This is a genomic window from Haloferula sp. BvORR071 (genome assembly GCF_000739615.1).
Lineage (GTDB): Bacteria > Verrucomicrobiota > Verrucomicrobiia > Verrucomicrobiales > Akkermansiaceae > Haloferula.
The window spans coordinates 72,750-83,730 of record NZ_BATP01000040.1; the positions used below are offsets into that span (position 1 = coordinate 72,750).

Annotated in this window: 10 protein-coding genes and 1 tRNA gene; 6 read left to right on the forward strand and 5 right to left on the reverse strand. The window is 62.8% G+C overall.

Features of this window, described 5'->3' with window-relative positions:
- Nucleotides 1-1,437, forward strand: coding sequence for a hypothetical protein (locus BV071_RS22345; protein ID WP_265594748.1), 1,437 nt, complete (start codon nt 1-3; stop codon nt 1,435-1,437).
- A 90-nt stretch (nt 1,438-1,527) separates the two neighbouring features.
- Nucleotides 1,528-2,280 carry a glycerophosphodiester phosphodiesterase family protein gene (locus tag BV071_RS22350; protein WP_035612158.1) on the forward strand — a complete coding sequence of 251 codons (753 nt, stop codon included), beginning with the start codon at nt 1,528-1,530 and terminating at the stop codon, nt 2,278-2,280.
- Nucleotides 2,281-2,373: 93 nt separating this feature from the next.
- Here the strand turns inward: BV071_RS22350 and BV071_RS22355 are convergent, their stop codons facing one another.
- From BV071_RS22355 to BV071_RS22365, 3 genes are all read right to left on the reverse strand, one after another.
- Nucleotides 2,374-2,574 (reverse strand): hypothetical protein, encoded by a 201-nt coding sequence (locus tag BV071_RS22355; protein WP_035612029.1) that lies wholly within the window; start codon nt 2,572-2,574, stop codon nt 2,374-2,376.
- Nucleotides 2,575-2,743: 169 nt separating this feature from the next.
- Nucleotides 2,744-4,972: a serine/threonine-protein kinase gene (locus tag BV071_RS22360; protein WP_052573747.1), complete on the reverse strand. Its 2,229-nt coding sequence runs from the start codon at nt 4,970-4,972 to the stop codon at nt 2,744-2,746.
- Complete coding sequence (locus tag BV071_RS22365) at nt 4,969-5,541, reverse strand: ECF-type sigma factor (RefSeq protein WP_035612031.1); 573 nt, start codon at nt 5,539-5,541, stop codon at nt 4,969-4,971. The genes BV071_RS22360 and BV071_RS22365 overlap by 4 nt, the downstream gene beginning before the upstream one ends.
- 380 nt (nt 5,542-5,921) lie before the next feature.
- Between BV071_RS22365 and BV071_RS22370 the strand changes: the two genes are divergently transcribed.
- Nucleotides 5,922-6,722, forward strand: a complete 801-nt coding sequence (locus BV071_RS22370) for a DUF2837 family protein (RefSeq protein WP_035612033.1) — start codon at nt 5,922-5,924, stop codon at nt 6,720-6,722.
- 98 nt (nt 6,723-6,820) lie between these two features.
- On the opposite strand, the gene BV071_RS22375 is transcribed toward BV071_RS22370, so the two are convergent.
- Nucleotides 6,821-7,330 (reverse strand): ACT domain-containing protein, encoded by a 510-nt coding sequence (locus tag BV071_RS22375; RefSeq protein ID WP_035612160.1) that lies wholly within the window; start codon nt 7,328-7,330, stop codon nt 6,821-6,823.
- Nucleotides 7,331-7,462: 132 nt separating this feature from the next.
- On the opposite strand from BV071_RS22375, the gene BV071_RS22380 reads away from it, so the two are divergent.
- Nucleotides 7,463-8,125: a hypothetical protein gene (locus tag BV071_RS22380; RefSeq protein WP_035612035.1), complete on the forward strand. Its 663-nt coding sequence runs from the start codon at nt 7,463-7,465 to the stop codon at nt 8,123-8,125.
- Nucleotides 8,126-8,220: 95 nt separating this feature from the next.
- Nucleotides 8,221-8,312, forward strand: a tRNA-Ser gene (locus tag BV071_RS22385).
- 97 nt (nt 8,313-8,409) lie between these two features.
- On the opposite strand, the gene BV071_RS33495 is transcribed toward BV071_RS22385, so the two are convergent.
- Complete coding sequence (locus tag BV071_RS33495; RefSeq protein WP_265594749.1) at nt 8,410-9,606, reverse strand: DNA-binding transcriptional regulator; 1,197 nt, start codon at nt 9,604-9,606, stop codon at nt 8,410-8,412.
- Between the two features lie 176 nt (nt 9,607-9,782).
- On the opposite strand from BV071_RS33495, the gene BV071_RS22405 reads away from it, so the two are divergent.
- Nucleotides 9,783-10,922 (forward strand): TIGR03364 family FAD-dependent oxidoreductase, encoded by a 1,140-nt coding sequence (locus BV071_RS22405; RefSeq protein ID WP_035612041.1) that lies wholly within the window; start codon nt 9,783-9,785, stop codon nt 10,920-10,922.
- Nucleotides 10,923-10,981 lie beyond the last annotated feature (59 nt).

A 10,981-nucleotide genomic window follows, 5' to 3' on the forward strand; every position in this document is an offset into this window, starting at 1 on the left:
GTGTCGCTCTCCGGGCGCCGTGTTGCGGGGAAGCTTCTTTCAGAAGCGATCGAGAAGACGCCTGTCTGGGACGCTGTTAGTTTGATCTCGCGTGCAGGAAAGTGTTTGTTCGGCCGCGTGCGAGGTCGTGCCACAGTGGTGATTTTGGCGGTGGTGGTCGCTGCGGCAGCGACGATCTGGCGAGCCCGTGAACATCGATCCGAATCTGCTCCGCCCGTGGCACCGGAGAAATCGGCCAAGGGTGGCGAGCGCCTTTCGTCGAAGGAGGCGAGAGACAAGCTGGCGCGTCTTTTGGACGGCAGCTTGAAGGAGCCTTCTGGAAAGGAGGGCATTGAAGCTCACTCACGCTATTACAAGACCACCTCAACGTGGATCGAAGCACTATCCCTGACGGACTGCGTCGCTCTGATCGACTCGGCTGACGAGGCCAAGTCGCCTTCCTTAATACTCGAAAAACTCTATAGGTTCTATGGGGAACTGGCCCCTCAAGCAGCAATGAAAAGGCTCAGCGGGGAAGCGTCCACACCTCCCCGCGAGGGGACTCTCCACTTCCAACTGTACGCGGAAGTGATCCGCGGATGGGGCCACAAGGAGCCCGCCAAAGCGTGGGCCTACTACCTAGGCCTAGGGTATGAGAACGGAGGCAATCCCTTCCTGCAATTCCGGGATATCTGGTGGGAGGCCTTCGACGTTTGGTCGAAGGAAGACCCGGATGAGGCCTACAAAGCGATGTTCTCAGCTCCCAGGTTCGAAATCCAGCATGCGTCCATTGGTTACTATCGCGGTCTGCCCGAGAAGGCGGATTTTCCCAAGGAGGCCGCGCGACTCGAATCGCTTTTGGCGGAAAGTAAGAATTCGGAGCGCATGGTGTGGAGCACTCCCGACTGGCCTCCCGAACAGGCTTTGCCCCTTCTGCTAACCCGAAAGTGGGCGGATCGAGATCCGGAGGCCGCGCTGGCTTGGTGGATGAAATGCACGCCGCCGAGGGAGGCGGATGATGATGGAGAAAATGCGTCCTATCGCATCGGCAAGTTTGTCGAATCTTGGGCGGGCGAATGGGAGTCTAACAGTCCGGACGCGGCGCTTCGTTGGCTCGCGGGGCGATCCGACCTGCTCCAATTTGGGTCTTTCAGATCGGCAGCGCTTCCGGCACTTGCCCGACACCGCCCGAGCGAGACGATCTCGCTGATTGCTCGGATCGAATCTGCCGATCAGCAATCCTACTGGGTTTCGCAACTGGTAGGGCCCCCCGCATTTTCAGGCGAAGGCAGGTATGAACACCAAGTGCCGTCGAACCTTCTGAAGCCGGATCTCGTTGAGAACTCGCTGGCCGGCTTCCACTTTGACGAAGAGCAAGCGGCCCGTGTCCGCGAGGCAATCGAACGCCGTCGAAAATACGATGCAACGAAACCGCCACCCTCGCCTTCTGTGTGGTGACGAAGCGATCGGCAAGATCGCTCCAATTCGCACGTTTCCTCCATCATGACTTGGCCCAAGCTCGTTCCGCTGTTCCTTTCTTTTGCGTCCATGGCTATCGCCGCTGATCTTCCGCTTCTCGTTGGGCATCGGGGTGCTTCGCATGTCGCGCCGGAGAACACGATTGCCTCCTTCAAGCTGGCCTTTGAGGAAGGGGCGGATGGGATCGAGGGCGACTTCTATCTGACCAAGGACGGCGAGGTGGTGTGTATCCATGATGCAGACACCAAGCGGGTGGCGGGGACGAAGCTGGTGGTGAAGGAGAGCACGTGGCCCGAGTTGTCCAAGCTGGATGTGGGCTCGTGGAAGGACCCGAAGTATGCGGGAGAACACATTCCACGACTGGGGGATGTGTTGGATGTCCTTCCCGCCGGTAAACGTTTCTTCCTGGAGATCAAGGATGGTCCGCAGATCGTCGGGCCGATCGGAAAGATCCTGGCGGAGAAGCATGCCGACCCGGCGCGAGTGATTTTCATTTCCTTCAACGCGGATGTGGTCAAGGCCTGCCGCGAGCAGCTTCCGGCGTTTCAGGCGCACTTGATCTCGGACCTGAAGGAGTTTGCGGATCCGGCGAAGCGGGCGGGGTACGAGCAGCAGCTTGAGACCAGCGGAGCACAGGGTCTGCAGTTCAATGCCAAGTCGCCAGTGGAGGCTGAGTGGTTGGCCAAGGTGAAGGGGAAGGGTCTGCTGCTCACCTCGTGGACGGTGGATGATGGGGAAACGGCGAAGAAAATGATCGGCTTCGGGGTGCAGCACATCACGACCAACCGGCCGGGAGATTTGAGGAAGGAGCTGTCTCGTTAATTGGACGGAGCTGCGGTATCCGGGGTGTCGGCCGCATGCCGACACCCGACTGCCGTGTCCCCGAATCCTTCATCCTTCAGGATGGAAGGCTCGCTAATGCCCCGCTACGATGGCGGCAATCTCTTCGCGATCGCTCTTTTGAGGCGGAGTGGGGGAGGGATTGGGCGCTTGAAGGGTGATGACGCCGGTGTAGTCGGGGCAATCCGTCTCGCAGTTGACGGCGGCCATGGTCATCCAAGTGGAGAGCATGCCGGCACCGGCGATGAGGACGAGGAGTCTGGGGTCTGCTTTCATCAGAAAACCTGATCGCAAGCGGCGTGCCGTGGTCTAACGGTTTTCGGGAAGGTTCTGTTAGTCAGTAGGTTGAGGGCGGGATCACGGGGTGGGGGCTACGGGCGCCAAAGCGAATTGATGCAAGATGCCATGCTCAACGAATGGCATTCCGCAATCAAAGGGCGCCGCCTTATTCGACCGGGGTCAGGGTGCGTTCGGCCTCCTTGAAGAGAATGCGGGCGACGGACCAGTCGTACCAGTAGAGGCGGACTTCCAAGGCGGGATCGCTGGGATTGAGTTCGCCCTTTTCCGCGAGGGCGCGCGCGAGTTCCAGCTTCTTGGCGGCAGCTTCCGTGTCGCCGAGATGGTGCAAGGTCATCGCCTGCAGGCTGTAGATGCCGGATTTGCAGGCGGTCTTGGAGCGCAGGTCGTTGGCGCACTTGTCGCCCCACGCGAGGGTGCCCGGATAGTCGCCGGCGCGATAGCGATAGAGTGCGACGGAGAAGGCTTCCCAGGCTGGGAATTGCGACTTGCCGCCTTTGCCCTCGACGGCATCGGAGCAAACCTTGGCGGTGTTCCGCAGACGTTCGATCATCGCCTCATTCGCCGGAGCGAGCAGACAGGCCTTCAGGATGTGCTCGGCTTCGATCGCAGCCTTTGCCGGGAGGAAGCGGTCGAGAGCCTGAGTACGGAATTCGTCGTAGATTGCCCGGTCGCCATTCTCCATGTACGCGGGACTGGAGGCGAGCAGGTCAGAGCCTTCGAGGACGCGCTGGCGATCATCCAAGAGATTGGCCTGATTGAGCAGCACGAAGCACTCCACCGCTTGGGGCCAGCGACCGCAGATCGCATTCCAGTCGCCCAAGGAACGGAAGACGTCCGCGGCCTCCCGCGAGGGCTCGATCGACTGGAGCGGATTGCGATGCAGCAGGGCATCCGCATCCTCGGTGCGGCCTTCACTGAGGAGCACGGCGACGCGCGAGACATTGGCGCGGGCTTGGGCTTGGCTGCGGAGACGGGCTTCCTCCACGCCCAGCCGCGCCTGTTCGCGCAGGGCATCGCGTTCGCGGAAATACAGCAGGGTGGATGCGCCGAGCCCGACCACCAGCGAGAGCGCCACGGCCGCACCGGAAGCGCAAGCGACACGATTGCGGCGCGCGAACTTGCGCATCAGGTAGAGCCGGCTCGGGCGGCGGGCGATGACGGCCTCGTTCGCGAGATAGCGCTGCAGATCCATCGCCAGACTGTTGACGGTCTGGTAGCGGCGGTTGCGGTCCTTCTCCATCGCCTTCATGACGATCCAGTCGAGATCGCCGCGCAGCAGCGAGACGAGGCGGGATGACTCCGCGTGGCGCTTGCCGGCGATCTCCGCAAGTTCTTCGGGCGTGGCGGTTTTCAGCACGCTGGAGGGCCGCTGGGGCTCGCGCTCCAGCAAGGTCTTGCGCATCTCGGAGATGCTGGACTTGGCCAGTTCATCGCCATCGAAGGGGGTGCGACCGGAGAGCAATTCGTAGAGCAGCACGCCGAGGCTATAGACATCGCTGCGGGTATCGACATCAAGCCCGCCCATATCGACTTGCTCCGGGCTCATGTAGGCAGGCGTGCCGAGGAGTTGGTCCGCCACGGTGAACATGGTCTGACCGGTGAGGCGGCCACCGCGAGCCTTCGCGATGCCGAAGTCGATCACCTTCGGCACGGCGACACCATCATGGGTGGTGACGAGGATGTTCGAGGGCTTGATGTCGCGGTGGATGATGCCCTTCTGGTGGGCATGCTGGATAGCGTGACAGACCTGCAGGAAGAGCAGCAGGCGCTCGCGGGTATTGAGATTCCTAGCGTCGCAGTAGGTGGTGATCTTCTTGCCGGCCACCAACTCCATCACGAAGTAGGGGCGGCCCGTGGCGGTCGATCCGGCATCGAGGACGCGGGCGATATTCGGATGGCTCATCAGCGCCAGGGCCTGGCGCTCCACGCCGAAGCGAGCGATCACGCCCTCCGTGTCCATGCCGAGACGGATTACCTTCAGGGCTACGCGACGGCGGAAGGGCGTCTCCTGTTCCGCTTCATAGACCACACCGCAGCCACCTTCGCCGATGCGCTCGATCAGACGGTAGCGATCGATGCGCGAGCCGGGACCCTCCTGTGGACCCTGGGCGGTATGGGGAACTTCCTCCGCGTTGATCTCCTTGAGCAGATCATTCGCCATCGCGGTGCGGCGATCACGGGCCTCGACGAAGAAGGTGGCGGATTCGCGCGCCGCTTCTAACAAGCCCTTCATCCGCTCCAAGCCCTTGGTGTCGCCCTGGAAGGTCCGCTCAAGAAAAGACTGGCGGGCCCTCGGGTCGTCGAGGGAGAGCGCGGTCTCGATGATCGCGCCCTCGATCTCCTTCGACATCGGGATGGGGCCGATGGACGTCATGATGCCTTGAGGTCGCGATGGAAGCCTTCCTCGCGGATCATCTGGTAGAGGCGGGCCTTCGCCATGGTCCATTGGCGCTCCACCGAACGCACGCTGCAGGAGTTCATGCGCGCGATCTCCTCGCTGCCGAGGCCACTGAAGAACTTGAGCAAAACGATGCGCGCAGCCTCCGGATCTTCCTGCTCCAGGCGCTTGAGGCTCTCGTGGATCATCAGGATGTGATCCTCGGTCGGATTGGTGAGCATGTCGCTGCCTGGGGCGTCTTCGGTGGCGCGGCGCTTGATGGCGGCGCGGCTGCGCGAACGATCGACGAGAATGCGGCGCATCGCCTGGGCGGCGGCACCGAAGAAGTGCGCGCGGTTCTGCCATGAGCACTCGCCCTTGCCGATGAGGCGCAGCCATGCCTCGTGAACGAGGGCGGTGGGTTGCAGGGTCTGGCCGGGCAACTCTTTCATCATCCGCGCGGCGGCCAATCGCCTCAATTCTTCATAGACCAGAGGGAGCAATCGCTCCGACGCCAGGGCGCCGCCATTGCCATTCGCCGCGAGCATTGCGGTCACTTCGCTCATTGTGGCGTACCTATTGAAAATGCGGGTCTGCGGCAAGGCGAAAGCAGCTTTCCGGCGGCTTCTACGCAGGCTTTCCGGGCTTACGATTTCTTTCGGCAAAGATCTGAAAAATCGTGGCGGATTCTCTGCCGCGAATCCGCATGTTTATAAGAAGACCGGGAATCGGTCCGACCATCTTCGGCTCCGGCAACCCCGGAGAAGCGGAGCTCTCCTTTAGGGTTGAAGGAGAGTCATTGATCAGTGGTTTCAACACTGCCGGGCGCCCGTTCGCGAGACGGGCGTCCGGCCCCCGCATGTACCTGCGGGGAAATGACGGCAATCTTCCGCTTGGTTGACGTCCGCCTGCCGTGTCGCTAAGCCGGAGGCCGGGCAAGCCATCCATGTCGATCTACTATCTCTGCTTTTTCGTCGCGGTCATCCACTTGATCGCGACGCTTTCCTACGGGGTGCGGATCGCCGGTGCCCGGACGGGCAAGGTGGCCTTCTGTCTTTCGCTCTTCAACATCCTGGTGCTGGTGTCGCGGACTTCGAACACCTTGCTCACACCGGCGCTTTCGAAGCGCGTGGAGTCCAGCCTACACGCGGACAGCTCAGGGCTGCAGCACGAGTTCCACCTGCTGATCCTCTCGGCAAGCGTGGCCACCTTGGTGGGTGCGGTATTGATTCCGATGTTCCAGCGCTATGTGACGGCGGTGGTGGGTTCCTTCGATCGCTTTCCCTCGCTGCCGCGGATGATGAAGTTCGCGTTGAGCAAGCCGGGCATCGAGGCGCTGGCGGCTTCATGGACGGTGCCGGCGAAGGGCAACTTCGAGTTCCTGCGCGCCGGTCACCGGCTGCCGTGGAATATCTTCGCCATGAACGTGATTGGCTCCTCGCTGCTGGCGACCGGGGTTTTGAGTTCGCTCTATGCGGGACTGCTGGCTCCCGAGCTGCGGATGACGACCGGGCAGCTCTCGGCGGTGGTGAATTTCTTCGGCACGATCATGCTGTTCGCCTTCGTGGATCCGTATCTGTCGTACGTGACCGATGGCGCGGCGAAGGGCGGGGAAGGGGATGCGCGCCTGCGTGCGGCGGTATTCGGGATGGCCGGGAGCCGATTGCTCGGAACGGTGATGGCCCACTTCCTGATGGTGCCGGGCGCGATCATGATCGCGAAGATCGCGCGGGTGATCCCGGCGTAGCTGTAAGGTTGCCACGCTGCTCCTTCCCGCGGGTAGACTTCCCGAGCCGGAATGGCGGAGTCATTCCGCTACCTGTGTGGCCGGCGCAGCTGGTGGGCTCAGCTTCCGACGGAGACCGAGAGATCCGGCCCCAGCTTCTCGATGGCAGCGATGAGCGCGGCAGGATCGCCCTCGGCGGCGAGGGAGACGATGCCCTCGGCGTGGAAGATCGGGTGGCCGGACATCGGGGCGCTTTCGAGGGAGGTGGAGAGTTCCTCGACGTTGGCACCGGCACCGGCGATGGCGGCGGACAATTCGCGGATGATGCCGGGGCGGTCGTTGCCGACGATATCGATCGACAGTGTTTCACGGGCAGCGGCCGGTGCTGCTTCCTGGCGGCGGGCTTGGACCGAGATTCCTTGGTTTCCCAAGTCGGCGAGGGCCTTGAGGAGAGACTCGGCTTGAGCTTCCGGGCACTCCACCCGCAGAATCCCGGCGAACTGCCCTGCGAGGTGCGCCATGCGGCTCTCCTGCCAGCTGCCGCCGTGGCTGGCGATCGCTTGGGAGAGGGTGCTGACCAGACCCGGGCGGTCTGCTGCGAGGACGGTCATGACGACGGAGGCGTGCATGCCTCCATCCAATCATCGGCCCGCCAGCCGAGTCAGGTCTTTTTTGGATTTTGGCGCTTGTATTTAAAAAAACTAGATCATTGACCAAAGGTGAGGATTCACGCTACACCAGCCCGGAATACTGTCCCGACCGTGATCATTCCAAACTCCCTCAGCCCCCTTCCGGTGAGCCCGAGCGGCGAAAGTCCGGAAGATTCTGCCTCCTTTGAGGACTTCGTGGCGGCCCACGATGTCCGGAAGGTCATTCTCGGCACCGGTGATTTCCCCGTGGAGGGGCTGCCGGCCGACGATTTCGATTGTTTCGCCGGCCGGTCGGATATCCCGCTGCCGAGGCGGGCAGCAAAGTGGAAGCCAAGTGGCAGGCCGCATGTGGCCGATAGGCCGAAGGAGATCCCAGTAGCGGATCTGGCCCTGGAAATCCCGGTGGTACACCCCGCTTTCGATGTGATTCCGCCCGTGCGCCGGGCCGCGCCACCGCAAATGCGTGAGCGAGCCGATTGTGAGGCCAGCTATGGCAACAAGCGACTGAGCCGCACCAGTGAACGCTGGTGGGTGATCGGGATGGGCCTGGCAGCCACGGCGGTGCTCTTCTCCGGTACTCTGGTGGATTTCATCGGCCGCGAGGCGATGCGCCGCAGCCACGTGGAGACAGCGCCCGCGCCGTCTGCATCGGCCCGGGGCTTCAAGCTGAAGGCGGTAGTGCCCGTGCCTGCCCCTGCCAGCGCTGCGCAAGGCCAAGAGGAGAAGGAGAAAGCGTTGCCGCTGGCTTCCAAGGTCGAGCGCGAAGAAGATTGAACAGGATCAGGGACCGCTCCGGCGATTCTTTGCAGCGGAGGCTTTACAAGCCGAAGGCGGTTGCTACTTTCCCGCCCCCAGCCGCCAAACAATAAGGAGAGATGGCTGAGCTCGGTTTAAGGCACTCGACTCGAAATCGAACGTGGGGTTAAACTCACCGAGGGTTCGAATCCCTCTCTCTCCGCCACTTTTAGAAACGGCCCGCAGGATTCTGCGGGCCGTTTTGTTTTTCGGCGGGCGAGAAATTCTGTCGCCGGGGACAGGTGCGCGTCTCCCGGATGGCCTTAGCCGCTCTTGCGGATCTCGCCGGGGGTGGTGCCGGTGACGCGCTTCATGAAGCGGCACAATTCGTCGCCACCGGAAAATCCGCAGCGCTCGGCGAGACGCTCCAAGGTCCAATCGGTGCGCTTGAGGAGTTCGCCGACCTTCTCCGAGCGGATGCGGTCGATCTCTTGCTTGGGCGTGCGGCCGAGGGTGGCGTGAAAGCGCTGGCGGAGTTGTTCGCGGGAAGCGCCGACCTCCCGGCACAAGGTCTCGGCATCCAGCGGTAGATCGAGCGCGCGGTTGCGGATGAAGTTCATCGCGCGGGTCACCACGGGATCGGCAAGCTCCACGCGGCCGGTCGATTCGCGGACGCTGATGCCCGGTGAGGGAATCTGAATGCGGGTCTCGGGATCGACCTTCTCGCCGCTCATCATCCGCTGCAGCAGGCTCGCGGCGCTGTGGCCGAATTGCTTGCCCGGGAAGCGGATGCTCGACAGCGCGGGGGTGGTGGAATGGCAGAAGACGATGTCGTCGCTCACGCCGATCACCGGAACGTCCTCCGGCACGCGATGGCCGGCTTGCTTGAGTGCGCGGATGGCGATGACCGCGGCGATGTCGTCTTTCGCGAAGAGCCCGCAGGGAGTTGTCAGGCCGGCCATCAGGCGCCAGGCGATCTGCTCATTCTGCCGGGCACGGATGCGGGGAGCAAAGGTGGAGGAGGCCATCTCCAACACGCGGCAGTCACGGCCGTCTTCCCGCAGGCGCTCGCGGTAGCCTGCCAGGCGCTCGGAGGAATAGTTGCGGGTGGGGTCGTGGAGGTAGGCGAATTCGCGCAGGCCCAAACCTAACAGGTGCTCGGCGGCCATGCGGCCCGCGGCGAGGTTGTCGAGGGTTACGCGCGGGAAGACCGCTCCTCGCCGTGGTTGCTCGACGCTCAGGTTCACAACCTTGATGCCCTTCTTGCGCCAAGCCTTGGCCTCAGTCGGGGTGTAGCGGAAGACCAGCAGGCCATCGCCCTCCCAGTTTTCGTCGATCAATGCGGGATGCAGGTCGCCGCCGCTGGGCTGCACGAACTCCAGTTCGAAGGAATGACCTTCGCGGAGGAAATCGAGAATGCCACCATAGATGCGGTTGCCGAAGCCTTGGGCCCAATCGACCAGTCGCACGCCGACACGCCAGGTTCTTGGAGAAGGGGGCCTGCCCGCGGTGGATCTCATCTGGGAATTCAGCGAGCGGCACTGGCAAAAAGCAAGCCGGGCGAGGTGAAGGCTTCCGGTGAAATTGCCAAACAATCTTGCGTTTCGCCTATCGACCGCGGAGCGCCAGCTTTCCTAGTGTGGGCACTAATGAGTCGCAAGCCGGCCCGGTGCTGCGCCATCCTTTCTTGTAATCCATGACATCATCGCAACCCCATGTCGCCATCGTTGGCGCGGGCATCGTCGGTCTGGCTCATGCTTGGGCTGCGGCCCGCGCCGGCTACCGCGTCACGGTCTTCGAGCGCACGGACAAGGCCCGCGGAGCTTCGGTGCGGAACTTCGGCATGTGCTGGCCGATCGGGCAGCCGGCGGAACACTTCCCGCTGGCGATGCGCAGCCGCGAGCTGTGGGTGGAGTTCACCAAGGCGACGGGTGCCTATGCCCGGCCCTGCGGCAGCATGCACGTGGTGGCTCACGATGACGAAGCCGCGGTGCTGGAGGAATTCGTGAGGGCGGCGCCTGACGGAGGCTTCCAAGTCGAGTTGCTGACCCGCGCGCAAGTCGAAGAGCGCTGCCCCGGCGTGAAGCGCGGTGTGGCGAAGGCGGGGATGTTCAGCACCACCGAGATGAACGTCGATCCGCGCGAGGCAATGGCCTTTTTGCCCGGCTTCCTCGCGGAGAAACATGGTGTACGCTTTCACTGGAATACGGCGGTGACCCAGGTGGGTGACGGCAAGCTCCACACCGCCCGCGGTGAGGTGCATGCCTACGACGAAGCCTTCGTCTGCTCCGGGCATGACTTCGAGTCGCTCTTCCCGGAGATCTTTGCCGCGAGCCCGCTCAAGCCCTGCAAGCTGCAGATGCTCCGCACCGTGCCACAGCCCGGTGGCTGGCAACTGGGGCCGATGCTGGCCAGTGGCCTAACACTCCGCCAGTATTCCAGCTTCCTCGGCTGCCCCTCGCTGGCGGAGGTGAAGGCGCGGGTCGCGTGGGACATGCCGGAGCTGGACCGCTACGGCATCCATGTCATGGCCTCGCAGGATCGCTTCGGCGGCATCGTACTGGGAGACTCGCACGAGTACGGCGAGTTCGAGATTTTCGATAAGGCGGAGGTCGATGAACTGATGCTGCGCGAATTGCGCAAGCTCTTCGACTTCCCGGACTGGACCATCGCCGAGCGCTGGCATGGCATCTACGCGAAGCATTTCGGGGACGTGGAGTACCGCGCCGAGCCGACGCCTGGCGTCCATATTGCCGGTGGCACCAGCGGCTCCGGGATGACGATGTCCTTCGGACTGGCCGACCGCTTCTTCGCCAAGCGGGAGTTGGCGGTGTGACGTGATTGTTTCTTTTGAGAAACTTTGTTGAAATTTGGCGCTTTCTTTCCCAGTCTCCC

Bases quoted from the DNA above. Each gene is read 5' to 3' on its own strand.
- BV071_RS22405 (WP_035612041.1), top strand. From the start codon at position 9,783: ATGACATCATCGCAACCCCATGTCGCCATCGTTGGCGCGGGCATCGTC.
- BV071_RS22355 (WP_035612029.1), bottom strand. From the start codon at position 2,574: ATGAAAGCAGACCCCAGACTCCTCGTCCTCATCGCCGGTGCCGGCATG.
- BV071_RS22365 (WP_035612031.1), bottom strand. From the start codon at position 5,541: ATGAGCGAAGTGACCGCAATGCTCGCGGCGAATGGCAATGGCGGCGCC.
- BV071_RS22370 (WP_035612033.1), top strand. From the start codon at position 5,922: ATGTCGATCTACTATCTCTGCTTTTTCGTCGCGGTCATCCACTTGATC.
- BV071_RS22350 (WP_035612158.1), top strand. From the start codon at position 1,528: ATGGCTATCGCCGCTGATCTTCCGCTTCTCGTTGGGCATCGGGGTGCT.
- BV071_RS22360 (WP_052573747.1), bottom strand. From the start codon at position 4,972: ATGACGTCCATCGGCCCCATCCCGATGTCGAAGGAGATCGAGGGCGCG.
- BV071_RS33495 (WP_265594749.1), bottom strand. From the start codon at position 9,606: ATGAGATCCACCGCGGGCAGGCCCCCTTCTCCAAGAACCTGGCGTGTC.
- BV071_RS22375 (WP_035612160.1), bottom strand. From the start codon at position 7,330: ATGCACGCCTCCGTCGTCATGACCGTCCTCGCAGCAGACCGCCCGGGT.